Genomic DNA, 22,469 nt, shown 5'->3' on the forward strand with positions numbered 1-22,469 from the left:
TGATGAGGCCAAATTTATGCGTTGGCTGCGCCGTCCACCGTAAGTTCCGCTCCGTTGATCGACCTAGCCTGCGGACTGGCAACAAAGGCATACAGAGCGGCCAACTCGTCGGGGTCCGCGTAACGCGGAATCGCCATGCGCTGCAACTGGAACTGCGCATGCTCGCCGTCCGCAGGATTCATGTCCGTGTCGGTTGAGCCCGGGTGGATGACATTGACCGTGATACTGCGGGAGCCGAGGTCGCGTGCCAGCCCTTTGGTGAGGCCGATCAATGCGGCCTTGCTTGCCGCATACAAGGTCATTCCGCCTCCCGGCACACGAGTCGCTAGGTTGCTGCCTGTGTTGATGATTCGGCCACCATCGCTCATGTAGGCGAGCGCCACTTGCGTGGCGACGACGACCGCACGCAGGTTGACAGAAAGGGTCTCGTCAATATCCGCGAGGCTGGCGGATTCGATGGAGCCCGTGCGGAAGATCCCGGCGTTGTTGACCAGGATGTCGAGCCCTCCGAGTTCTGCCGCTGCGCGATCGACCGCTGCTTTCACTGAAGTCGGGTCGGCTGCGCTCATCGGGACCGTGACGGCATTGCGTCCGGTGCTGCGAATCGCCTTGGCAATCGCATCCGCTGCCGTGGCGGACTTCTCGTAGCCAATTGCGACATCGGCACCTTCAGACGCAAGGCGACGCGCGACCGCAGCTCCGATTCCACGGCTTGCGCCAGTGACAAAAGCGCGTTTTCCAAGAAGTGTGTTCATGATTGCAAGTCCATTTATGTATCGAACGGTGCTTAATGTTGGCGAGCAGCCGAGTTGGGCCGTGCACAGACGCAATCCGTCCCGACCTGCCGGCCGGAACTCGATGCGGAGATTCCCGAATGGGGCTGGCCCTGCGGCTGAAGCCCCGGATCCTGAAAGGAGCGCCCTGTTACGCCTTGTGAGGCGACGTATTCGAGTAGCGCTTCGCAACGTCCCGAAGCCGTTCGCCAAAACGCCTGGCCGTCTCGATATCGCCTTCCAACATTTCGTCAACCCCCGCATCGACCGGTGTTGTGGCCATTGCGCCTGAAGATGAACCGACATAGTTCACGTCGTTGCGCAGAGCTGCCTTGGTATTGGAGGGCATCATGCCGGTGCCCACCCACAGGCCGCTGTGTTGCATGGCAAATGTCATGAAGTACTGCAAGGTGGACAGCTTGTCGCCGCTCATGCTTCCGCTGTTGGTGAAGCCTGCGAAGAGTTTGTCTTTCCATTTCTGGGCCATCCAAGCCGCGGAAGAGTCATCGGCAAATCGCTTGAACTGCCAACTCGCGCTGCCCATGTAAGTGGGTGAGCCCAGCACAATCAAATCCGCGGCAGCCAGCCCCATCCAGGCGGACTCAGGCAGAGTACCTTGCGCATCAATCTCCAGCAATGCGGCCTCCGCACCTTGGGCAACGGCCTGTGCCAATCGACGGGTATGGCCGTAGCCGGAATGGTAGACAACCACAATGGATGGCATGGGGTGTGTCGCCGTCATTGGGCAGCCCTCCAGCGCTCAGCCGTTTCCAGCGCATAGTCGCGGTAGCTCCGCAACGACGTGCCCAGTTCTTGCTGCATGCGCTCGACTGCACCAGCGGAGCCCACCTCTCCATCGATCTGCATGCGCGCCATCATCAGCCGCATGTCATACGCCATCCAGGCGGGTGCAAAACTACGGAACCGCGCTTCAAAAGGTCCGATGTCGTCACCCGCGTACCGGACGGTCTTGCCCAGCACATCGCTCCACACAGCTGCGGCGGTTTGACCCGACAACGCGATTGGCCCCACGACATCCAACACCTCAGTTGGCAAGGGTTCGCTTGCTGTGTCTCGGCGCAGCAGATGTTGTGCGGCAATCATCGCCACGTCACGCGCATCCACCATGGAAATGCCTGCATTGCCGATAGGCATGGGGTACACGCCCCGCTCCAGAACATCGGACTGAATCAAGGCATCGTCGTTCTGCATGAAGTAAGCGGGACGCAGAATGGTCGCGTGCATACCGAACTGTTCGATCATGCGTTCCACCGTGTGCTTTCCAGTGAAATGCGGAACCTCGGTGAAACGGTCGCTGTGCATGACAGACAGGTAAACGATGCGCTCGATACCTGCTTCGCGCGCCAGGTTGAGTGCAATCAGTGCCTGGGTCACTTCGTCTGCGGCCACGGTGTTGAGCAAGAAAAGCGTTCTTGCGCCAGCCATGGCAGCGCGCATCGAATCCACGTCCTGGAAGTCACCCTTGACCGCCGTAACGCCGGGTGGAAACTGTCGCTTTTCTGGTGTTCTGGTGAGGGCATGAACGTCTGCGCCTTGCGCGGCTAGCAGCGCTACCACATGTGAGCCGATAAGCCCCGTGCTGCCCGTAACGAGTATGGTCATTTAAGTTCCTTGAGAGTGTGCAATGGTTTCGTGAAGCGGGTCTGCGGGCAGGCAAGGAAGCGATCCATGTGTGCTCGTTCGACCCGGCAACAAGCTGAATTGTTTATGGTTTAACCTTGCACAAATAGACTCGTTGTGTAGACACCGGCGTACCGAAATATGAACAATGAAAACTACTCGATCGACGATCTCCAGTGGTTCATCAAGATCGCGGAGGCAGGGAGCCTCTCAGGGGCTTCTCGCCAACTGGAGGTTCCCAAATCAACCTTGTCGCGCCGCCTGGCGCGCATGGAAACGGCAGCAGGGGTCAGCCTCGTCAAGCGCAATACCCGAGCCTTCGCATTGACCGACGCTGGCCAACGCCTGCTGGACGGAACAAGTCCGCTGATCCATAAATTGAACGCCGTCACCCATGACCTTCTTTCTCAGGATCAAACGCCAAGTGGTCGCGTTCGCCTAGCTGCGTCAGCGACATTTGGCAAAGTTGTGCTGCTTCCGCTGGTGACTGAGTACCTGTTCAAACACGAACATTTGGAACTGGATGTCAAGCTCAGCAACCGCCACGTCAACATCGTCGAAGAAGGCATTGATCTGGCGGTGCGCATTGGCGAACTTGCCGATTCCAGTCTGAAGGCCCGTGCCATAGGCACCGTACGTCCAGCTCTATTTGCAAGCCCCGCTTATGCGAACCAACATGGGTTGCCGGTGCATCCCGGTGAACTCAGTGCTCACGCTGGCCTGCTGCAGTCGAGGGAAGCCGCAGAAATCAAGCTGCATTCGCGAAGCAGAACCGCAAAAGGACTTTTGCGCTCACGTTTGATCATCGGCCCTTCCGACGCCTTGCTGGCGCCGACATTGGACGGACTGGGAATCGCCGTACTGCCCGAGTTCCAGGCAGCGCCGCTGGTCGCATCAGGTAAATTGGTCAGAGTGCTGGAGGGCTGGCAAATGTCCGCGCTGAAAGTCCAGCTTGTCTACCCCATGCAACGCCATCAATCGCCAACAGTTCGGGCACTGATGGCGTTTCTCGCGGAACAGATCCCCAAAAGGTTGAAGACACTGTCGATCTGATTTGCCTCGGGGTGACTAGACACTTTTTAACTGCCGAGACCGGGTTTTGGGAGAGCTGCCTGCCTCAAATCAGTCGTTCGTCAAGGTCAGCAGATGGCCGCGAGCAGTTTGTTATAGATTCTCCTGAATGCTCAGCGCCAATTTAATCGTTGGAGTCAACTTGAAAGTTTCTTCTGAATTCGGAAGCTCTTCTACTTTGCTGAATTTTATTTCGGCAATTTCATTTGTACTACGGGAGCATTCAAATATTCGCCAATCTCTTGTGACAATTATTGAATACTCCATTTCATCTTCGCTTTCCGCAAATGCGACAAGCAGTGTTTCCGCCGGATCATAGCCAAGCAGCTCAATGCATAGCCTGACATCAAGCCACTCATTCCTCATTAAATCGGTTAGCTCCTCTATTTATTGAAGATGGCTGGACATTATTTCCCTCATTTGTATATGGTGAGCTTTCCCTGAAGGCGGCTCCAAAACTTACAGTTATGCACTCTCAGCTGCACGGCTTCAACTCAAGCCCGTTTCTCCATCATTCGAGATCGAAGCGGCGACGTTCAAGCCCCTCTAGAAAATCACCGATTGAAGCAGCCATGAGCACGTATTCAGGTGAGCAGCGCGAATAAAATAGATCTTATTATCAGACGTTGGACAAGCATATTGGTTGTCACCGTCATCCTGAGCAGATGACACACCCAGCCAACTTTCCACGATCAATCAGGTGCATCCACTCTGCGCGGAAGCTCAGTACTTCAGCGATATCGCCGTAGCCGGTCGCGGTAAGGAACGCCTCGGCGCTCTCAGGAAATGGCACTTCCCCGCCGGTACCTGGGCTTGGGCGGCGGTACGGCTCAAACGGTTTGAACAACGGATGCAGTCGCCGCAACGTCGTTCGCTGGCCGGTCATCAGACGAACGATAAAGTCATTGATCTGTGTTGTAGCCATGCTCCTCCAATGTCTCCTTCTGGCCGATAGTACGCGCTCGACTTCAAAACACGGTTGACTGCAATCGCTGCGTTGCAGCCTCTCGCCACCTCTTCCGATTTACCTGCTGCATAGACGGCCACATAACAACAACTTCCGATTGTTCGCCTCATGCCGGGCAAGTGCGTCCTCATACAACCCCGGAGGACTCATTTCTTCCCCCTCGAAATGTCATGGCGAGAATGCTCACATTTCAATAGCTGCTAGCGCTTATCCATAGGGCGGAAGAGGCAAATTCGACCCAAATTTCTTTACCACACTCCTTCCTACATCCAAAAAAGCAGCCCGCCAGACACTGTGATTAAAATCAGTGTCACGCCAGTCCACCCACCCCGCCATGACGGTGCTGCCCTCCCCCACTTCGGACTCCCCACGCTCCGCCCCGATCACCCGCTTTCACCGCACGCGCCTGATGCAGATCTGGCGCTCGGCAGGCTGGCCGTGCAAGGATGGGCTGGAGATTGACCTGCTGGCTGCGGGCCTCATCAATCTGCACATTGCGGCCGATGGTTGCGAAACTCTGCGCCTCACCGACGAAGGCATCCGCACGCTGGCGCAAGCCCGCCAGCGCGGCGTGCGGGCGCTGAGCCTGCACGACCGGCTGGGGCAGAAGTTTGCAGCGCAGTTGCTGGCTTCGGGGCGCATCGTATGGACCGAACTGTCGCTGCGCGCGGTGATCGACACCGTGCCGATGGGGGATGTGGTGCCGCCTGCGGCCACGGCCGATGCACCTGCCAACACCGCGCCCGCCATGGCACCGCTGTGGGCCGACGATGACCACGCCCCCGCTGCCCGCGCCGCCGCCAATGTGTGGCGCATGGCCCGGCCCGATCTGTTCTCGGTGCGCAACACCTCGGTGCCCGCCTATCTGCAGCCCATGGTGCATGAGGTGAAGGCGAGCCGGGCCGACCTGCTGTCGGACCTGCGGCACGACGCCAAGCGGCAGGCCTATCAGTGGTTGTGCGAGGAGTGCTACTACGTCTTCCCGGCAGGCATTGCCGAGCCTGATGAGATCCCCGAGCACTTCGGCATCTGGGTGCTGCATGGCAGTGTGGAGGACGGGCGCTTTGAGCTGCTGCGCCCCGCGCGGCACAACCGCTGCACCCTTCCCTTTTCTGTGTGGATGGCGCTGTGCAAGGCCACACCGCTGCGCAGCGATGACGACATGGCCCAGACCCATTTGGGCGAGCCTGCTCCTCCCGCCACCGACACCCCGACCACCCCGCCATGACCTATACCGTGGCGGTGCGCGAGCTGTGCGAGTTCACCGCCAAGCAGGGCGACCTGGACCTGCGCTTTACGCCTGCGCCCACCGCGCTGGAAGGTATGGCAGGCCATGCCGTGGCGGCAGCGCGCCGGGGTGCAGGCTATCGCGCCGAGGTGGCACTGAGCGGCAGTTACCAAAGCCTGCGCGTGCGCGGCCGGGCCGATGGCTACGACCCTGCGCAGCAACGCCTCGACGAGGTCAAGACCTTCAAAGGGCGGCTGGACCGCCAGCCCACGTCGCACCGCCATCTGCACTGGGCGCAGGCCAAGGTGTACGGCTGGCTGCTGTGCGAGCAGGAGCAGCTGGCGCACATCGACGTGGCCCTGGTGTACCTGGACGTGGGCACGCAGCAAGAGACAGTGTTCACCGAACACTGTAGCGCCGACGACCTGCGCCAGCACTTCGAGGCCCAGTGCCAGCGCTTCATTGCCTGGGCGGAACAGCAGGTGGCCCATCGTGCCGCGCGCGATGCGGCGCTGACCACCTTGGCGTTTCCCTTTGGCGGCTTTCGCACCGGCCAGCGCCCGCTGGCCGAGGCCGTGTACAAGGCGGCTGTCACCGGCCGTTGCCTGTTGGCGCAGGCCCCCACGGGCATTGGCAAGACCATGGGCACGCTGTTTCCGCTGCTCAAGGCTGCGCCCGCGCAGCGCATCGACAAGGTGTTCTTTCTGGCCGCCAAAACCTCGGGGCGGCAGATGGCTCTGGATGCGCTGGCGCGCCTGGCCGACAACGCACCGGCGCTGCCCCTGCGCGTGCTGGAGCTGGTGGCGCGAGACAAGGCCTGTGAACACCCCGACAAGGCCTGCCACGGCGAATCCTGCCCGCTGGCCCGGGGCTTTTACGACCGGCTGCCTGCCGCCCGCGCTGCCGCCGTGGCCCCCACCAGTGCAGACAAACCCGCGCCCGTCCTGCAACAAGCCCGTGTGCGCGACGTAGCCGTGCAGCATGACGTCTGCCCCTACTACCTGAGCCAGGAACTGGCCCGCTGGGCCGATGTGGTGGTGGGCGACTACAACTACTACTTTGACCAGGGCGGCCTGCTGCACGGCCTGGCCCAGGCCAACCAGTGGCGCACGGCGCTGCTGGTGGACGAAGCCCACAACCTGGTGGAGCGCGGCCGCAAGATGTTCACCGCCGAGCTGCACCCCGCCGCCTTGGCCCAGGCCCGTAGCAGCCCCACCGCCGCGCAGCATGCGCCGGTGAAAAAGGCGCTGGACAAGGTGCGCCGCGCCTGGGTGGCGCTGGACAAGGCGCACCCGGTGCCTTACACGGTGCTCGAAGCCTTCCCCGACAAGCTGCTGGCCGCGCTGCAGCAGTGCACCACTACCCTCACCGAACACTTCACCGACCACCCCACGGAGCCGGACGGCGCGCTGCAGACCTTCTACTTCGACGCCCTGCACCTGCAGCGCATGGCCGACCTGCTCGATGCGCATTCGATGGTGGACATCACCCAAACTTCGTCAAGCCACCACCAGCGGGCCGCTAAACCCGGCGATTCCGTGGTCTGCATCCGCAACGTGGTGCCCGCGCCCTTCTTGCAACCCCGCCTCGCAGCGGCACACACCAGCACCTTGTTCTCGGCCACGCTGCAGCCCGCGCGCTACTACGCCGACCTGCTGGGCCTGCCCGACGACCATGTGTGGGTGGACGTCGAATCGCCCTTTGCCGCGCACCAGCTGCAGGTGCAGGTGGCGCGCCACATCTCCACACGCTACCCGCACCGCGCGGCGTCGCTGGCACCGATTGCGGCGCTGATGGCGCAGCAGTTTCGCGAGCGGCCCGGCAACTACCTGGCGTTTTTCAGCAGCTATGACTACCTGCAGCAGGCCGCCGCGCTGTTTGCGCAGCAGCACCCCGATGTGCCGCACTGGTGCCAGTCGCGCCGCATGCTCGAAGGCGAGCAGCGCGAGTTTCTGGCCCGCTTCACCGACACCAGCCAGGGCATTGCCTTTGCCGTGCTGGGCGGCGCATTTGCCGAGGGCATCGACCTGCCAGGCAAGCGCCTCATTGGCGCCTTCCTGGCCACACTGGGCCTGCCGCAGGTCAACCCTGTCAACGAGCAGATCCGCGAGCGCATGCAGGCACTGTTTGGCGCGGGCTATGACTACACCTACCTCTACCCCGGCCTGCAAAAGGTGGTGCAGGCTGCAGGCCGCGTGATCCGCACGCCCAGCGACGAAGGCGTGGTGCACCTGATGGACGAGCGCTTTGCCCAGGCCCAGGTGCGCAGCCTGCTGCCCGCGTGGTGGCAAACGCGCTAAGGTGCGGGGCACAGCCACCTTCCCCCCCAACCGCCCATGCTGACCGACGACGAGCGCTCCGCTTTCCTGCAATCCATCGCCCGCGTGCGGCAGCGGGCGGCGCAGGCGCTGCCGCAGTCACAAGGCGCGGATGACACCGTGGCCTTCATCGCACAGCTGCACCGGGGGCTGGACACCGTGGCCGAACAGGCCCGTGCCACCGGCCCCCAGCCTGCCTGCCAGGCCGGTTGCGCCCACTGCTGCCACCTGCGGGTTGAGGCCACCGAGCCCGAGGTCTTCCACATCGCTCAGCACCTGCGTGCCCAGCCCGCTACGGTGCGGGCTGATGCCATCAGTGCCCTGCAGCGGCATGTGGCAACTGCGCAGGCCAGCACCACGCGCCAGGCGTGCAGCTTTCTGGTGGATGACCGCTGCAGCATCTACCCCGTGCGCCCCGCCGCCTGCCGCAAGGCACATTCGCTGTCGGCCCCGCACTGTGCAGAACAATCCCCCATCATCCCCCAAAACCTGCGCCTGCTGGTGGATGCCGAGGCCCTGATGGCAGGCACCGCCCTGGCCTACCGCGACCAGCCCCTGCCCGCCAGCGCCCACGAGCTGAACGCCGCCGTGCTGGCCGCCCTGAAAGACCCCACCGCCCAGGCGCGCTGGTACCAGGGCGATGCAGCCGCCTTGATGCCGAAGGACGCGCAGAATTGATTGGCGAATTGACTTCCATCAAGCCCCACCCTGCGCAGCGGCACACAATGCCCCACCGTCGACAGAGGAGGCTGGGAGCTTTCCCCCTTCACATCGCGTGCCCTCCACACCACCGCCCCATCGCCTTGATGAACATGCCATCGCCCCTGCGCTCTGCTCTCCTTCTAATGGCCGCTACGCTGACCCTGCCCCTGCTGGGGTGCAAAAAGCCCGAAGCCAGCGGCCCCGCGCAGACAGGTTTTGACGCGCTGGCAGCAGCGTGCACCCAAGCCCTTGCTGCGCGCGAGCCCCACGTGCGCCCCGGGGGCAGCGGCGAATGGATCAAGACCGGATACAGCCCCGCCCTGGTACAGCCCGAGGTCACCCGCACCGAATCAGCCGTGACCCCCTACGTGGGCAAGATCGTCATCAAAGACAACGAGGCCCAGGCCACCGCCACCACCGAAGCCGCCGCCCAGGCCATCACCCTGACCCCGGCGCACCTGCTCTCCAACCGCACCCACACCTTCATCTACAGCTTTGACGGCACGAAGTGGCGCTGGCAGAACGGACAGCGGCTGACCAAGGTACCGGGGCAAAACGACCGGCTGGAGGCCCTGGCGCTGGCGGATGTGGATGCGGCGGGGCCGAAGGGGTTTGCGGGGTGTTTGCCGCGTTGATTGGCGGCGTTGTCAGCTACCACGTTGATAGCTGCCTGCGAAGTGCCATCATGCGCAGGAAGGTGTTTTGAGCATTGCCGCCTTGATCCTTTTTCGCACCGCACTCTGGGCTGCCTTCTTCGTGTCCGCCCACGGTTCCGCAAACTCCGAGGCCGATTGGATGCACTGAACCGCATCTTGATCGCCCACACCACGCAGCGCCAGCAGCACCTTGGCCCGGTGGACCTCAGATTTTGCCTGCGGGTACAAAGCCAGCAAGAAACGCTGAAAACGCTCTGCCTGCTCGTCACTGACAGGTGCGGCGTGTTTGAACGAGAACAACGCGTTCACGCTGGACACGACGTCAAACGCCACGTCTTTGGAAAGCGTCGGCCCCAGCGCTCGCTCGCACAGTTCAAGGACAAACGCGGTCGATTCGACGGTTTTAACCTCCTCTACCAAGCCAAGAACAAACGGAATGTTCTGGTTGTCCTCGGCAAGCTCTCGCAGGCCCGTAAAACCCTGGGATGCATAGCAGGCAGCCACCTCGGCCCACTTGGCAAATGGGACCGTGCGGGTAGCGTCACCGGACAGTGCCGCTGTTGATGCCCATCCGTTTGCGAGCGCGAGCGCCTTCAGTTCCGCCTCCAGGCCCGGCAGCTTCTCCACAGCGGCGCGCAGCAAGTCCTCGACTTCCAGAGAACCGTTGCGAGATTTCTTTCGGAGCCTCTGGATATTCATGTGCGAAGAAGTTGCGCAGCACGGAAAATTCAAAAATGCCGAAGACTACTGTCCTGTCATCACTTCAAGAACAGCTTGGACGCCTCTTGCTTAAAGCGCGGGTGGGGCAAGAAAAGCACTTGCATCACCTTCAAGGCCTCATCCCCCATCGGAATCTGGTAGCACGTATCGTCCACATAAAAGCGAAACGCCCCGTGGATGGCCAAGCTCGCCCGGCGCAGCAACTGAACGCCGTTGTCGGCGTGGTCGAGGTTGCCAGTCACTAGGCCCACACGGCCGTCCGGAAAGTTTTTGAGTACTCCGATGCCATCCACGGCGGTAACCTGGTCGCCATTTGCCTTGTGAAAGCCCCCTTCAAACGAGAAAGGAATGAAGCCAGGCACTTCCTGCGTCTTGGAGATTGCGGCAGAGGCATCGTGCAAGATGATTTGCGTCGATTCGCGCACCGGGCTGCGCAGGAGGGAGAAATAGGGTTTCTGGCTTTTCTCGTCGGTGTATTGCAGCCAGGCCGCGCCGCCACCCAGGCCCCACTTCCACGCATGCGTGGAGGCAGGTTGGAGGCAGCCCGCAAAGCTCGCGGAAGGGGCCAGCAGCGAGAAAAACGCACCCCAAAGCACAAACCCGCGCGCCGAAACAACGCGTGATCGCACACAACGCAAAACTTCACTCGCCGCCCAACGCGTCATAACACCGCCCTCTCCGCAAATGATGGACCGCATGCGCGGTCAGCCTGTCAAAGCGGCGAGTATGCCGTCCCCGCCTGGACCCAATGTTCTCGGTGAAGCAATACGCGCAAAGCAGCCCTCAGGCGCACCGCAGGGATGCCGAAACGGCAATCGCACGCGTCCAAAAAACACACCCCGATTTACCCTGAAATCCACCGTTTTCGGCGCTGTTCCAAGCCAAACGGGGGTGCCTCGCACGGTATTCTGAATATTCAATGACACAAACGGCAAGAGGGACCGTGCATGAGAAATTTCAAGATATTCACGAGACTGCTGGTGCTGGTGGGCGTGCTCTCTGCCCTGCTCGTAGCGCTGGGGGCCATCGGCCTGTTTGGCATCGCCAGGTCCAACGCGGCGATGGAGTCGATGTACCAGAACCGCATGCAGGCCCAGCGGGCAGTGGCCGACTTTCGCTACCTGACCACCCGCAATCGGCAGTTGGTATCCAACGCGCTGCTGTCGCCAGCGCCGGAAAAAGTGGCCAAGGCCATTGAAGAGGCAGAGGCCAACATCGGCAAGAGCGACCAGGCCTGGGAGGCTTTGCTGGCCACCGCCATGAGCCCCGAGCGGCAGAAGTACACCCAGGCCATTGGCGAGCAGCGCCAGAAGATCATGAAAGAGGGGCTGGCCCCCGCGCTGGCAGCGCTGAAGGACGCCGACGTGGCCACGGCGCGGGTGTTGGTGGTGCGCAAGTTCGACGACCTGTACGACCCCATAGGCAGCGACATGGGCGCGCTGCTGGCCCTGACCCAAAAGGAAGCCCGGGACGAGTACGACGCTGCCGTGCAGCGGTTTGGCACCATCCGCTGGATCGTGATTGGCTCGATCACCCTCGGGGTGCTGTTTGCCGCACTCTTTGGTGTGGCCCTGGTGCGTGGCATCACGCGGCCGCTGCAGCGGGCCGGACAAGTGGCGGATGCGGTGGCCCATGGCGACTTGAGCCAGCCCATCGACACCAGCGGCAAGGACGAGGTGGCAGCCGTGATGCAGGCCCTGGCGGCTATGCAGGCCAGCCTGTCCAACGTGGTGGCAAGTGTGCGCCAGACCTCCGACAGCGTGGCCAACGCCAGCACCGAGATCGCCCAGGGCAATCTGGACCTGAGCAGCCGCACCGAACACCAGGCCAGCGCGCTACAGCAAACCGCCGCCTCCACCGAGCAACTGAGCAGCACGGTGCGACAAAACGCAGACCATGCCCTTCAGGCCAACCGGCTGGCCTTGAGCGCCAGCACGGTGGCGGCCGAAGGTGGTGCCATGGTGGCCGAGGTGGTGCAGACCATGAAGGGCATCCACGAAAGCTCCCAGAAAATCGCCGACATCATTGGCGTGATCGACGGCATTGCCTTTCAGACGAATATCCTGGCGCTGAACGCGGCCGTGGAAGCCGCCCGGGCAGGCGAGCAAGGCCGGGGCTTTGCCGTAGTGGCCAGCGAGGTGCGCAGCCTGGCCGGCCGTTCGGCCGACGCGGCCAAGGAAATCAAGCTCCTGATCTCCACCAGCGTGGACCGTGTGGCACTTGGCTCCGCACAGGTGGACAAAGCCGGTGCCACCATGACCGAAGTGGTCAACGCCATCCGCAGCGTCACCGGCATCGTGGGCGAGATCACTGCCGCCAGCAGCGAACAAAGCACCGGCGTCACCCAGATCGGCGAAGCGGTCAGCCAGATCGACCAGGCCACCCAGCAAAACGCAGCGCTGGTCGAAGAAATGGCCGCCGCCGCAAACAACATGCGCACCCAGGCACAGGATCTGGTGAACGCCGTGGCGGTATTCACGCTGCCGGGCCATGGGGGTGGCGGTGGCGGGATGCGCGGCCGCGTCCCGGCCTTGGCCCTGAGCGCGGCGTAAAGACTGCGCCTACCCAGCGCCTCTAGCCGCCACCCAGCATCAGCGCCACCGAGGGGCTTGCAGCACGCTGCAGGCCTGAGTTATGCCTTTTGCAGGTGCGCGCGCGGGTCAGCAGCTCGTTGTGGCACCCTGGTTTTCGATATGTCCCAGGGCGCGGGCCACATATTCCTCCTTCTCGCCCACCGGGGCAAAGTAGTGGATGACCTCGCGGGCGGCCTCGGGCCCTGCCAGCCTCGCGATCAACCAGGCGGCCAGGTACTGCGCCGACAGGCACCCGCCCGCCGTGGCCACGTTTCCCTTGGCAAAGAAAGGCTGGTTTAGCACGGTGACACCAGCCTCTTGCACCCAGGGTTTCGTGGTCAGGTCGGTGCAGGCCGGCACGCCGTCAAGCAGTCCCAACTTGGCCAGGATCAAAGCCCCCGAACACTGGGCGCCCAGCAACTGGCGAGCCGGATTGAAGTCGAGCTCCGCCATCAGGGCGGCGTCCTGCACCACCTCGCGGGTCTTCATGCCGCTGCCCACCAGCACGGCATCGGCCGACCGCGCATAGGGCAGCAGCGACTGGGCCTGCACCGTCACGCCGTTCATGGAACGCACCTGGTCTGTAGGGCAGCACAGCGACACCTCCCACCCCGGTTTCTTCACCCGGTTGAGCAGGCCCAGGGCAATCAGGGAATCGAGTTCATTGAAACCGTCGAAGGTCAGGATGGCGATGCGCATGGCGGTGGAGTCCTGTTCAGTAGAGGAAAGGCGAGTGAATGAAGCATGAAATGGCGAAGCGCATCCTATCGACGGCATTCAGTACAATCAACACATTGTCATAGATACGTTTCAACACAGGGGCACAACGCCATGGGCCAGGTTCGGTACAAACAGGTGGTGGACGCACTGGCGTCGGACATCCGCGCGGGGGAGCTGCGGCCCGGCACACGCCTGCCCACCCACCGCGCGCTGGCCCAGCGGCATGGCCTGGCGCTGGCCACGGCCAGCCGCGTGTATGCCGAGCTGGAGGACATCGGCCTGGTGGTGGGGGAAACCGGGCGCGGCACCTTTGTGCGTGACCCCGCCTCCCCGCGCGGTGCCGACGCCGACCTCACCACGCCCGCGCCCAGCGCCACAGACCTCTCGTTCAACAACCCCAGCGTGCCGGGCCAGGCAGACCTGCTGCGGGATGCCCTGCGCAAGCTGGCCGCCTCCGGCGACCTGGAATCGCTGCTGCACTACCACCCCTACGGCGGCCGGCCGCATGAACGCGCCATCGTGGCCGGGCACCTGAAGACGCGCCAGCTGCAAGTGACGGGCGAGCAGGTGCTCATCGTCAACGGCGCGCAGCACGGCATGGCCGTGGCGGCCATGGGACTGCTCAACCCCGGCGACGTGGTGGCGGTGGACGCCCTCACCTACCCCGGCTTTCGCGTGCTGGCCGAACGCCTGCGGCTGGACCTGGCCCCGGTACCCGTGGACCCCGCTGGCACCGACCTGGACGCCCTGCAGCACCTGTGCAACACCCGGCCCGTGCGTGCCATCTACACCATGCCCACCCTGCACAACCCGCTGGGCTGCGTGATGGGCGCCCGCGCCCGCACGCGCCTGGTGGGCATTGCGCGTGCACACGACCTGCTGGTGATCGAAGACGCACCCTATGCCTACCTTGCGCCCGAGGCGCCGCCCCCCATCGCGGCGCTGGCACCCGAGCGCACGGTGTACCTCTCCAGCCTGTCCAAGAACGTGGCCACGGGCTTGCGGTTTGGCTTTGTGGCCACATCGCGCGAACTGATCGGCCCCATCGAGCGCGCCGTGCGTGCCACCGCCTGGAACACCGCCGGGGTCGTCACTGCCATCGCCTGCGGCTGGATCGAAGACGGCACCGTGGCCCGGCTGGAGGCCGACAAACGCGCAGACACCGCGCAGCGCCAGGCCATTGCCACCCGAGCGCTGGCGGGGTTGAAATTGGTACGGCACCCGAACTCCTACTTCATCTGGCTGCCGCTGGGCGACGACCAGCGGGCCGACCGCATCGCCGCCACCCTGGCAGAACGCGGGGTGTCGGTGTCGACCGCCGAGGGGTTTGCCACCACCACCCATGTGCCCCACGCGCTGCGCATCGCGCTAGGGTCGGTGGCGCTTGATGACCTGGCCCGGGCGCTGGCCGTGGTCAAGGATGTGGTGGTGCAGGACTGTTCGTGAACAGGCGCAAAGAGTCCGGTAGCGCGGCCGGGTTGGGATAACTCGGCAAACGCGGCGAACCCGCCTTGACGCGTCGCACCGGCAGATCGGTGGCCAGGCGCTTTACCGCCGAGCCACGTGACGCCGGTTGAAAGTCGTTCGGCACCACCAGCACATCCGCGAGCGCATCGCGCACGACGCGTTGCGCCACGCTCTCGAACAGCAGGTCAGAGAGCCTGGACGCCGGGTGCTTGCCCACCACGATGAGGTCCGCTGCCGTGTTCTGCTGTTGCACCACTACCTGCCGGGCTGGATCGCCCCGGCCGATGGAAGACGAGAGCCGGTTGCGCCGTGCGTCGTACGAATCGGTCAGTGTGAACATCCGGTCTTGCGCATGGCGGCGGCATTCCTCCCGGTAGATCTGAATGGCGCGTTCAGACACTTCGGCATACCGCAGCTTGCCCTCGTTGGCGGTGCTGATCGCATGAAACAGCTCAACCCGCGCGGCGGGATGCAACGCAAAGGCCAGCTCGACCAGACGGTGCGACACCCGCGAGAAGTCCACCGCCACCATCAAAGTTTGGTAAGGCTGGTCGGCAGGATTGCGCACCACGATCACAGGGCGCTGGCAGGCACGCAGCATCTGGATGGCGGGATGCGCGCTGAACCAGGCGCGCAGGCCACGCAATGGCGCCGTGCCCCACACCACCAGGTCGGCGCCCGCCGCCTCGCGCGCCACATCCGCAGCGGTGAAGTCGATGCGCGTTGCCGCGTGAACGTGGATGCCGTGGCGCTGCCTGAGTTGCAGCGCGTGGTGCGACAGGCGCACGCCCGCGTCCGGCGGGGGTGCCTCAGCGGGTGGGGCCAGATAGACGAGCCTCAGAGTTGCAAGGTGCTCAGCGCACAGCAGCGCAGCGCGCGCGATGGCATGGCCTCCCTGCAGAGAGAAATCAGTGATGGCGAGGATGGAGCGAGGGGTCATGGTTGAACGTCCTTCTGTTTTGCACAGCGCGCACCTATCCCGAAGCGCCAATGCGAGATGGCGCCGGGCTGGCGGCGGTGATGCTGGTGAGCGCGGCCCCTGGTGGGCCGCAGACGGGTTGCTGCGGGGCAGACGACTACGTGACGTAGTCGCCCGTGGCCTCAGGCTGGAACTGAATGCCTTCGACAACGGCCGCGCACTCTTCGCCATGCGGCGTGTGCCACTTGGCAACATCCCCCACCTTCAGGCCCAGCAGGCTGATGCCCACGGGCGACAGCACCGAAATGAAACCCGCAGCCGGTTCTGCGTCTTGCGGGTAGCAAATGGTGAGCACCTGGCGCCGGTGGGTGTGCACGTCCACCAGTTCCACGCGGGAATACATGGTGACCACGTTGGCCGACACGGCGCGCGAGTTGGTGATGTCTGCGTTGGCAAGCAGATCGTCAAGAACAGCGGGGAGCTGGTGGCCCACCAGCTTGCTCAGGCGCGAATAGTCCAGGTCGGTGAGCGTGCGCTCGCCGTGAACGACAACAACAGCTTCATGCATGAAAGCACTCCATCAAATGCGGCTGTCGCCCCGTGTGAACAAGACGGCCGCTACCGCGCGAGGCTGGTGCCCGGCGGTGGATGGTTGCGCTGAAAGAGGATGGGGGGAGAGGGTGCCGCCGGGCTTATGAATGTGCTGGCGTCAGCTGACGACGCACATTCTTCTTTGCTGCCGCTCGCGCGACAGCCGCTGCGTGGAGCAGCGCAGCCAAGGCGGCAAAAGTGCAAAGAAGGAGAGTCGTCATGGGGTTGAGTGTAGGCCGCATGGGCTGTTTTGGGCACAATGGCCCCAGGGTCCTTGCCAGATAACGGGTGGTACCAGGCTCATTTTTTGATAGCTATAATCCATTACCCATCAAGCGCTAGATGGCGATTAAGCCTTGAAAACAATATGCATCAGGTCGCCCCTTCCCCGTTCGCGCTGAGCCCGTCGGAGCCACGGCGCGCTCCGTAAAAATAAAACCTCTTCGTCAGGCTCAGGTGAACTGCCTATGTACGACTGGGCTCACATTCAGCCCGGAGAACGGGTGCCATAGCAGCTCCAGGTTCTCAGTTCGCCTCGATGCGAGCGTCCCGAATGACCTTCTCCCAAACTGCACGCTCCTTGAGCACCATTTTTTGCAACTCGTCAGGTCCTGCGAGGGCGACATCAACCCCCTGCTCATCGAATCGGTGTTTCAAACCAGGGTTTTGCGCGGCCGTCCGCATTGCGATGTAGAGCTTGTCGATGGCGCCAGCAGGGGTACGCGCTGGTGCAAAGATTGCGTTCCACGAACTGTAAGAAAACCCGGGCACGGTCTTCGAGATAAGCGGCAACCCCTTCAGCGGCCGCGAGTTGCTCGCTGCAGTAATTCCAACGGCGTGCAAAGCCCCCTTCTCGATCATCGCCATAAACGACGGCATGGTGCCGAAGATGGCATGAATCTGGCCGGCGACCAAGTCGTTGTTTGCAGCGGAGGCACCTTTGTACGGAATGTGGGTGACTTTGATGCCAGCGCTGCGAGCCAGCAGTTCAGTTCCCAAATGGGCCAGGCCTCCAACGCCGGCAGATCCGAAGTTGACCTCGCCAGGATGGGCCTTCGCGTAGGCGATCAACTCCGGCAAGGACTTGAAAGGCGCCTTGTCACTGACCACCAACACGTGAGCCGCTGAGGCAATCATGCCGACCGGCGTAACCTGGCTGAGGATATCGATGCGGTTCTTGGAGAGCAGTGGTTGCGCGGTGATGTTCCCAGAGGCGCAGAAGAGGACCGTATACCCATCGGGCGCTGCACGCGACACGTTGTTGAGCGCCGGCACGCCAGCTCCACCACCCATGTTCTCGACGACGAAAGATTGTCCGAGAGCGGGGGCCATTGCCTGACCAAGATCGCGCCCCAGCACATCGGTTGCACCACCAGCGGCAAACGGGATGATCATCCGGATAGGCTTGCTGGGGTAGTTGTCCTGAGCCTTTGCAGCGAACGGCAGAAACGCGGCAGCGCCGAGAACGCGACGCCGGCTGAAGTGCGTAGGAATATCCATGGGCTTGTCTCCTTATAGGTTGTCGGGGCCAGAATGATCATGCGACTTCCAAGCGGCAACAACGCGTTACGCCATGCGTAACAACTATCATCGGTTTATGGCTAAAAGTTCCCGCTCCTCAACGCCCCCAGCCTCCTCCTCTGCCCGCCCTAGTTCCAAGAGTCCTGCGGACATTAGCCAGGAACCGGGGCGCGAACATGTTCATGCGGTGGTCCGTGCCATGTCACTGCTGAAAGCGTTCGACGGCGGCGATGAAGTCTTCCTCTCGCTGACCGAGTTGGCGCGACGCACTGGCATGCACAAGCCGACCGCGCTGAGGCTGGCTCGCACACTGGCGCTTTCACGCTTCCTGGTACAGCGCGAAGACGGCGCTTGGCGGTTGGGCCCCGCCGCGGGCTGGATCGGATCACGCTACCAGGCCCAATTCGACGTCGGCTCGGTCATCGAGCCCATCCTGGTTCGGCTTGCAGCAGAGACCGGAGAGAGCGCTTCGTTCTATGTGCATGAGGGCAATCTGCGCAGTTGCCTGATGCGTTGTGACGGTCCGAATGCGAGGCCAGATCATCCGCGCTCAGGAGAATTGCTGCCTCTGGAGCTTGGTGCCCCAGGGCGAGCGATTCTGGCGGCGCTGGGAGAGCCCGGTGATCTCTACGAACGCATCCGGCGCAGAGGGTTTCACTGGGCCCGCGCCGAACGTTCCACTGGCGCCGCTGCTGTTGCCGCAGCGGTGCGCGGTGGCCAGGGCATGGTGCTCGGAGCAGTCAGTACTTCCGGCCCTGTGGAGCGGCTGACACCTGTGGCCCTGCGCAAACTCGCACCCATCACGGTGGCTGCCGCTCGACAACTTGGTTTGGCGTTGGGGGGAGTTCCAGCAACCGCCTTGAGGGCAACCTGGCATCCGTGATGTTACGCACAGCGTAACGCATTGCCGATACGTTTCGACTGGATTCCAATGCGCCCGGGCCTGCAGCACCGCATGCCGCCGAAGGAATCCGCATGACAAAATATCCACCGCGACAGCAGCTCGGTCCCGCGCCAAATGCGCGTCGACACCTGCCGCCCATATTGCGCACCGTTCTCTCTCTGGGTGACCTGGAGCCCGCTGCCCGCCGCGTCCTGCCTCGCCCTATCTTCGGGTATCTCCAAGGTGGGGTTGAAGACAACGTGACGCTGCAAGCCAATTCAGGGGCGTATCGCAAATGGATGTTTCGCACGAACGTTTTGGTAGACGTCTCTCTGCGTAGTCAATCTCGCCATCTCATGGGCCAAACCTATAAAGCACCCTTTGGCATCGCTCCAATGGGGCTGTGTGCCTTGTTTTCCTTTGATGGTGACGTTGCCATGGCGAGAGCGGCCGAAGCAGCAGGTATCCCCTATGTGCTCAGCGGCGCATCGTTGACGCGTATGGAGCGTGTGGCGCAGGCAGCACCCACCTGCGCCTGGTTCCAGGCCTACATACCTGGCGAGACTGCGCACATCGAAGGTCTGCTCGAGCGCGTCGCAAACGCTGGGTTCAAGACCTTGGTCATCACCGTGGACACAGCCACGCTGGCGAACCGCGAAAACAATGTCCGTGTCGGCTTTTCAACGCCTTTGCGCCCCAGCCTGCGGCTGGCTTGGGATGGCCTGGTGCGGCCACGCTGGTTGATCGGGACGCTTGGCCGCACTCTTGTGAAGAATGGAATTCCGCACTTCGAGAACGCAGGCCCAGGCAGAGGCGTCCCCATCATTTCCAGCAATGTAGTGCGGCAGTTTGGCTTGCGCGACCACCTGAACTGGGATCACCTTGCGCTCATTCGCGAGCTCTGGCAAGGGAAGCTGGTGATCAAGGGTTTGATATCCGCAAACGACGTTAAACGCGCGGAGCAAGTGGGTGCCGATGGCGTGATCCTGTCCAACCATGGTGGCCGCCAGCTCGATGGAACAGTGCCGCCCCTTCTGGTGCTTGCGGAGGCCGCAAAGGCCAAAGGGTCCATGGCACTGATGCTGGACAGTGGTATTCGACGGGGTACCGACGTCATCAAGGCGCTTGCATTGGGAGCGGACCACGTTTTCGTGGGACGTCCTATGGCCTACGCCGCTGCCGTGGGAGGCCAGGCAGGCGTCGCCCATGCAATCGGTCTGCTGCGCGACGAGATACACAGGAACATGGCTTTGTTGGGTGTCAAGGACCTGAAGGAATTGGGCGACGACCAGTTGATTGCCGTGTAGCACCACCGTGCTTGGATTCAATAGCAATCCAACTGAAGACAAACTGCGCGCGCTCTCTTTCAGCACCTCGCGCTTTTTTCCCATTTGCAGACCGCCGGCCCAAACAGCCCTACAAACCGGCCTCTGGGCGCACTACCCCAAGACATCCCCCGTTTTCATGCAAAGCTGCCAGCGCTTGCCCGCCCAGCGCCGGCGCCCTACTTCATTCAAATTTTCCGCAACACGAGTGCTTTACAGCTTGGCAATCGATACCTCTGTGGACTTGACCAGCGCCACCACGTCGGAGCCGACGACGAGGCCCAGGTCGTCCACCGAGCGGGTGGTGATGACCGAGGTGACGACGCCCCATGGCGTCTCGACATCGACCTCGGAGACGACGTCGCCGCGGATGATTTCGCGGACCTTGCCCTTGAACTGGTTGCGGACGTTGATGGCTTGAATGGACATGGGGTTCTCCTTGAATAGTCCGTTGAAAAAGAGGTCAGTGAAAGAAAAACAAGCAAACGAAAAGAGAGAGAGAGAGAGAGAGAGAGAAATCAGACCGCCCAGCGCAAGCCATGCGCAGGCACGCCGGGCCAGGAAACCTCGTGCGCAGGCTCCCCCTCGGGTGTTTGCAGCACCCGGTCGAGGATGCGTTTCTCGATGGCGGCAAACGCGGCGTCGCCATGTGAACGCGGACGCGGCAGTTCGATGCGCTGGTCCAGCGCGATCTGGCCGTCCTCGATCAGGATCACGCGGTCGGCCAGGGCCACGGCCTCTTGCACGTCGTGGGTGACCAGCAGCGCGGTGAAGCCGCTGCTGCGCCACAGGCCTTCTATGAGGCGGTGCATCTCTATGCGGGTGAGCGCATCCAGCGCGCCCAATGGTTCATCGAGCAGCAGCAGACGCGGGTCGTGCACCAGGGCACGGGCCAGGGCCACGCGTTGGCGCTGACCGCCGGACAGGCGCGCGGGCCATTCGCCCAGCCGGTCGCCCAGGCCCACGCGGGCCAGCACATCGGTCGCTGCGCCACGCTGCGCGGGCGGCAGGCCCAGGGCCACGTTGTCCTGCACGCGTTTCCAGGGCAAGAGGCGCGAGTCCTGAAACATGATGCGGGTGTCGCCGCTCAGGCCTGCAACGTCCTGGCCATCGAGGCGGATCGCGCCGCCGGAGACAGGTTCAAGCCCCGCCACCAGGCGCAGCAGCGTGCTCTTGCCGCAGCCGCTGCGGCCCACAATGGCGACGAACTGGCCGGGTTCGATGACCAGCTCGGTCTTCTTGAGCACGTCGCGCGTGCCGTAGCGTTTGTCCACGCCGCGCACTTCCAGGCGCACGCCTCGGGGTTGTGGAGATGTATTAGTGGTCAAAATGGCCTCCCGCGCTTATATATCAAGTGCTTTCAGCTATAAAAATGTGAGTAATCTGACACAGGACCTTGCTGAGGGCGTGGCCCCATGCGAGGGACGCAGAGCAAGGGCCGCCCCGCAGCGAGTGCGTCGTCCCCCTGCCCGCGAAGCGAGAGCGGGGGGAAGGCGCGCAGCGCCTCAGGGGGTGTCACGCCTGGTATCCGGGATGCCACCTCAGCCAATAGCGCTCCAGCCCCTTGGCAAACACATCCGCCAACTTGCCCAGCAGCGCATACAGCAGGATGCCCACGAGCACGATGTCGGTCTGTAGAAACTCCCGCGCGTTCATCGTGAGGTAGCCGATGCCCGCCTGCGCCGAGATGGTTTCGGCCACGATCAGGATCACCCACATCAACCCCAGCGAGAACCGCAGCCCCACCAGGATGCTGGAGAGCGCCCCGGGCAGGATGATCTGCCGGTAGAGCTGCCAGCGGCCAAGGCCATAGGTGCGGCCCATCTCGATCAGCCCCGGATCCACATTGCGGATGCCGTGAAAGGTGTTGAGGTAGATGGGGAAGAACACCGACACGCTGATGAGGAACAGCTTGGCCGATTCGTCGATGCCGAACCACAGGATCACCAGCGGGATGAGCGCCAACGCAGGGATGTTGCGCACCATCTGGATGGTGGAGTCGAGCAGCGTTTCGAACAGCTTGACCGAGCCGGTGAGCAGGCCCAGCGCCAGACCCAGGCCGCCGCCAACGGCCAGCCCGGCCAGCGCGCGGCCCGCGCTGACCTGGACGTGGGTCCACAGCTCGCCCGAAGCGGCCAGCGTCCACGCGGCCTTGACGACCTCCAGCGGTGCGGGCAGCACACGGGTAGACAACCAGCCTTGCGACGATGCGATTTGCCACAGCGCGATGAGGCCGATGGGCACGGCCCAGGGCAACAGGCGCTGTGCGACGCTGGCGAGAAAGCGGGCCACGGGTGCGGGCAAAAACGGCCCTTCGATGGGCAGGTCCACGGCGTCGGCCACCGGGGATACCTGCAGTTCTCTTGCGGTGTGTGTCATGGAGAGTTCCGGTTC

Annotated in this window: 23 protein-coding genes; 9 read left to right on the forward strand and 14 right to left on the reverse strand. The window is 63.0% G+C overall.

The genetic code is table 11. The features are described 5' to 3' along the window. Positions 1-14: 14 nt before the first annotated feature. The 3 genes from C8C93_RS09140 to C8C93_RS09150 form a co-directional block, all read right to left on the reverse strand. A complete protein-coding gene (locus tag C8C93_RS09140; RefSeq protein WP_121506655.1) occupies positions 15-755 on the reverse strand; it encodes an SDR family NAD(P)-dependent oxidoreductase in 741 nt (246 codons plus the stop codon). 169 nt (positions 756-924) lie between these two features. Beyond that, positions 925-1,497 (reverse strand): flavodoxin family protein, encoded by a 573-nt coding sequence (locus tag C8C93_RS09145; protein WP_056419935.1) that lies wholly within the window; start codon positions 1,495-1,497, stop codon positions 925-927. Positions 1,498-1,511: 14 nt separating this feature from the next. Then, a complete protein-coding gene (locus tag C8C93_RS09150; protein WP_121506656.1) occupies positions 1,512-2,396 on the reverse strand; it encodes an NmrA/HSCARG family protein in 885 nt (294 codons plus the stop codon). A gap of 159 nt (positions 2,397-2,555) precedes the next feature. On the opposite strand from C8C93_RS09150, the gene C8C93_RS09155 reads away from it, so the two are divergent. Next, positions 2,556-3,467 (forward strand): LysR family transcriptional regulator, encoded by a 912-nt coding sequence (locus C8C93_RS09155; protein ID WP_121506657.1) that lies wholly within the window; start codon positions 2,556-2,558, stop codon positions 3,465-3,467. Positions 3,468-3,578: 111 nt separating this feature from the next. On the opposite strand, the gene C8C93_RS24955 is transcribed toward C8C93_RS09155, so the two are convergent. Further along, positions 3,579-3,851 (reverse strand): hypothetical protein, encoded by a 273-nt coding sequence (locus tag C8C93_RS24955; RefSeq protein WP_147433745.1) that lies wholly within the window; start codon positions 3,849-3,851, stop codon positions 3,579-3,581. Between the two features lie 286 nt (positions 3,852-4,137). After that, positions 4,138-4,410, reverse strand: coding sequence for a hypothetical protein (locus C8C93_RS09160; RefSeq protein ID WP_121506658.1), 273 nt, complete (start codon positions 4,408-4,410; stop codon positions 4,138-4,140). Positions 4,411-4,786: 376 nt separating this feature from the next. Here C8C93_RS09160 and C8C93_RS09165 point away from each other — a divergent pair, with 376 nt between their 5' ends. The 4 genes from C8C93_RS09165 (at position 4,787) to C8C93_RS09180 (ending at position 9,335) form a co-directional block, all read left to right on the forward strand. After that, positions 4,787-5,680: a hypothetical protein gene (locus C8C93_RS09165; protein WP_121506659.1), complete on the forward strand. Its 894-nt coding sequence runs from the start codon at positions 4,787-4,789 to the stop codon at positions 5,678-5,680. After that, on the forward strand, positions 5,677-7,980 hold the full coding sequence (locus tag C8C93_RS09170; protein WP_121506660.1) for an ATP-dependent DNA helicase: 2,304 nt from the start codon (positions 5,677-5,679) through the stop codon (positions 7,978-7,980). Before C8C93_RS09165 ends, C8C93_RS09170 begins: the two co-directional genes overlap by 4 nt. A 36-nt stretch (positions 7,981-8,016) precedes the next feature. Beyond that, positions 8,017-8,676: a YkgJ family cysteine cluster protein gene (locus tag C8C93_RS09175; protein ID WP_121506661.1), complete on the forward strand. Its 660-nt coding sequence runs from the start codon at positions 8,017-8,019 to the stop codon at positions 8,674-8,676. Between the two features lie 167 nt (positions 8,677-8,843). Then, complete coding sequence (locus tag C8C93_RS09180; protein WP_233559282.1) at positions 8,844-9,335, forward strand: hypothetical protein; 492 nt, start codon at positions 8,844-8,846, stop codon at positions 9,333-9,335. A gap of 48 nt (positions 9,336-9,383) precedes the next feature. On the opposite strand, the gene C8C93_RS09185 is transcribed toward C8C93_RS09180, so the two are convergent. Beyond that, entirely contained in the window at positions 9,384-10,055 is a 672-nt protein-coding gene (locus C8C93_RS09185) for a hypothetical protein (protein ID WP_121506663.1), read from the reverse strand. A 59-nt stretch (positions 10,056-10,114) separates the two neighbouring features. After that, a complete protein-coding gene (locus tag C8C93_RS09190; protein ID WP_147433746.1) occupies positions 10,115-10,705 on the reverse strand; it encodes a hypothetical protein in 591 nt (196 codons plus the stop codon). Between the two features lie 318 nt (positions 10,706-11,023). Here C8C93_RS09190 and C8C93_RS09195 point away from each other — a divergent pair, with 318 nt between their 5' ends. After that, a complete protein-coding gene (locus tag C8C93_RS09195) occupies positions 11,024-12,628 on the forward strand; it encodes a methyl-accepting chemotaxis protein (protein ID WP_121506665.1) in 1,605 nt (534 codons plus the stop codon). Positions 12,629-12,736: 108 nt separating this feature from the next. Here C8C93_RS09195 and C8C93_RS09200 read toward each other — a convergent pair whose 3' ends face one another. Further along, positions 12,737-13,348: a DJ-1/PfpI family protein gene (locus C8C93_RS09200; RefSeq protein WP_121506666.1), complete on the reverse strand. Its 612-nt coding sequence runs from the start codon at positions 13,346-13,348 to the stop codon at positions 12,737-12,739. Between the two features lie 132 nt (positions 13,349-13,480). On the opposite strand from C8C93_RS09200, the gene C8C93_RS09205 reads away from it, so the two are divergent. Beyond that, a complete protein-coding gene (locus C8C93_RS09205) occupies positions 13,481-14,815 on the forward strand; it encodes a PLP-dependent aminotransferase family protein (RefSeq protein WP_121506667.1) in 1,335 nt (444 codons plus the stop codon). Here C8C93_RS09205 and C8C93_RS09210 read toward each other — a convergent pair. The 3 genes from C8C93_RS09210 to C8C93_RS09220 all read right to left on the reverse strand — a co-directional run bounded on the left by C8C93_RS09210 (position 14,784) and on the right by C8C93_RS09220 (position 17,846). Continuing rightward, a complete protein-coding gene (locus C8C93_RS09210; RefSeq protein WP_121506668.1) occupies positions 14,784-15,776 on the reverse strand; it encodes a universal stress protein in 993 nt (330 codons plus the stop codon). The genes C8C93_RS09205 and C8C93_RS09210 overlap by 32 nt on opposite strands. A gap of 136 nt (positions 15,777-15,912) precedes the next feature. Beyond that, positions 15,913-16,323 carry a GreA/GreB family elongation factor gene (locus tag C8C93_RS09215; protein WP_121506669.1) on the reverse strand — a complete coding sequence of 137 codons (411 nt, stop codon included), beginning with the start codon at positions 16,321-16,323 and terminating at the stop codon, positions 15,913-15,915. 548 nt (positions 16,324-16,871) lie between these two features. Next, on the reverse strand, positions 16,872-17,846 hold the full coding sequence (locus tag C8C93_RS09220; RefSeq protein WP_121506670.1) for a tripartite tricarboxylate transporter substrate binding protein: 975 nt from the start codon (positions 17,844-17,846) through the stop codon (positions 16,872-16,874). Between the two features lie 97 nt (positions 17,847-17,943). On the opposite strand from C8C93_RS09220, the gene C8C93_RS09225 reads away from it, so the two are divergent. Both C8C93_RS09225 and C8C93_RS09230 read left to right on the forward strand, forming a co-directional pair. Beyond that, positions 17,944-18,750 carry an IclR family transcriptional regulator gene (locus tag C8C93_RS09225; RefSeq protein ID WP_121508717.1) on the forward strand — a complete coding sequence of 269 codons (807 nt, stop codon included), beginning with the start codon at positions 17,944-17,946 and terminating at the stop codon, positions 18,748-18,750. Positions 18,751-18,842: 92 nt separating this feature from the next. After that, positions 18,843-20,057, forward strand: a complete 1,215-nt coding sequence (locus C8C93_RS09230) for an alpha-hydroxy acid oxidase (RefSeq protein WP_121506671.1) — start codon at positions 18,843-18,845, stop codon at positions 20,055-20,057. Positions 20,058-20,288: 231 nt separating this feature from the next. Here the strand turns inward: C8C93_RS09230 and C8C93_RS09235 are convergent, their stop codons facing one another. The 3 genes from C8C93_RS09235 to ssuC all read right to left on the reverse strand — a co-directional run bounded on the left by C8C93_RS09235 (position 20,289) and on the right by ssuC (position 22,454). Continuing rightward, positions 20,289-20,504, reverse strand: a complete 216-nt coding sequence (locus tag C8C93_RS09235) for a molybdopterin-binding protein (RefSeq protein ID WP_010461298.1) — start codon at positions 20,502-20,504, stop codon at positions 20,289-20,291. An 89-nt stretch (positions 20,505-20,593) separates the two neighbouring features. Continuing rightward, complete coding sequence (locus C8C93_RS09240; protein WP_121506672.1) at positions 20,594-21,403, reverse strand: ATP-binding cassette domain-containing protein; 810 nt, start codon at positions 21,401-21,403, stop codon at positions 20,594-20,596. 187 nt (positions 21,404-21,590) lie between these two features. Further along, on the reverse strand, positions 21,591-22,454 hold the full coding sequence (gene ssuC / locus C8C93_RS09245; RefSeq protein WP_121506673.1) for an aliphatic sulfonate ABC transporter permease SsuC: 864 nt from the start codon (positions 22,452-22,454) through the stop codon (positions 21,591-21,593). Positions 22,455-22,469: the final 15 nt, after the last annotated feature.

It is taken from the genome of Acidovorax sp. 93 (genome assembly GCF_003633835.1).
Lineage (GTDB): Bacteria > Pseudomonadota > Gammaproteobacteria > Burkholderiales > Burkholderiaceae_C > Acidovorax > Acidovorax facilis.